The organism is Parabacteroides sp. AF18-52 (assembly GCF_003479145.1).
Classification (GTDB): Bacteria; Bacteroidota; Bacteroidia; order Bacteroidales; family Tannerellaceae; genus Parabacteroides; species Parabacteroides faecis.
The window spans coordinates 1-1,399 of sequence record NZ_QUGR01000043.1 but is presented as its reverse complement, the minus strand read 5'-3'; the positions used below and the strand labels follow the sequence as shown (position 1 = coordinate 1,399).

The 1,399-nt window shown below is 37.7% G+C and carries 2 protein-coding genes; both read right to left on the bottom strand.

Translation table 11 applies throughout. The features are described 5' to 3' along the window. Positions 1-73 precede the first annotated feature (73 nt). Positions 74-934 carry an IS3 family transposase gene (locus DWX23_RS24740; protein WP_158607121.1) on the bottom strand — a complete coding sequence of 287 codons (861 nt, stop codon included), beginning with the start codon at positions 932-934 and terminating at the stop codon, positions 74-76. 20 nt (positions 935-954) lie between these two features. Continuing rightward, a complete protein-coding gene (locus DWX23_RS24735) occupies positions 955-1,356 on the bottom strand; it encodes a transposase (RefSeq protein WP_122376455.1) in 402 nt (133 codons plus the stop codon). Positions 1,357-1,399: the final 43 nt, after the last annotated feature.

Sequence of the window (1,399 nt, the reverse complement as noted above, 5' to 3'; positions counted from 1 at the left end):
TGTCCTGTCCTGAAATAAGTTGACAGTCTTGAAAAAAAATAAGTTTCAAAAAGGACTAAAAAACTCCGTCCTGTTATAAGTTTACAAATTTAGCACTAAAAGAGTTTCCTGCAGCTCTTTTAGTAGCTTTTTTTGCGGATCGATAAAACTTCTGATGTATTTCTTCAGGAGTTTTATATGAATGAGCACTGTGCAGCCTACGCGTATTATATAGCTTCACAATCTGCTCAATCCGTTCTTTAGCATGCTCCAGATTCAGGAATGTTTCTTGATTGATCCATTCAGTTTTAAGTATACCATTGATTCTTTCAGCTAAAGCATTCTCATAAGGATCCCCGTTTTGAGTTACGCTGACTCTCATTTTGGCAGTCCTGAGTATCTTTACATATTCTTTACTACAATATTGACATCCCCGGTCTGAGTGATGTATAATGCCGTTAAGTTCAGACCATGAAAGTGTTGTCATTGCCATATTCAAAGCATTAATGCATCCTTCTGTATCCAAAGACGAATGTAGGCAATACCCAATAATTTTACGTGAAAAAGCATCTGTTATCAATGACAAATACGCAAATCCTTCTTGTAATCTTATATAGGTAATATCAGCTACCCAAACCTGGTTAGGCCAGTCTATAAAGCATTCCTTTAACAGATTACGAAAAAGATAAGCCCGGCTACTAGCCTGAGTCGTACGGATGACAATCCGCTTGGATGGACGAACCAGCAAATCATTGTCACGCAATAATTTGTACAGTTTATCACGTCCTATATTTATCCCTTTGTAATGAAGTAAATGGTATAGTTTACGTGTTCCTATCCGTGGTAACAATTCCCTTTCGCCCTGGATTGTATCAAGAATACATTCCTCTGAGAATCTTTTTTTCATCTGCACGTTCAACTGTTTGTGATAAGCCTGACGTGTATAGCCAAACAACCGGCAAAGGTTATCCAGGGTTACTTGGGGATATTTCCTTTTAAGATTTCCGACTGTTTGGCTACGGCTTTTTTTAACAGATCCTCTCCATATTCTTCACTTGCCAAATGAAGCATATGTTCATAACCCTCAGCTTTGATGTTAGCCAGTTTGAGTTCTTCCCGTAAACGAAGGACTTCTTTCTCCAATGATTTAGTGTCTTTTTCCTTTTTCATACGGGTCAAAGATATATCATTGCGGAAAAATAAGCGCAAAGCTTCTGGTTTATATTTAATTACAGTACGTCGTACAGCTTCAAAACTGATCCCGTACTCTTCTGATAACTTACGTACACTCGTCTGTTCTGACAAGTAACGTTTTGTTATTTCTAATTTTAATTCATGGCTGTAACGGATACAACCCACATGTTTCGATTCTGACATAAGTTTACCGTGGTGTTTTGTCAACTTATTTCAGGACAGGACA

Coding starts and splice junctions, on each gene's coding strand:
- DWX23_RS24735 (WP_122376455.1), bottom strand. CDS start 1,356: ATGTCAGAATCGAAACATGTGGGTTGTATCCGTTACAGCCATGAATTA.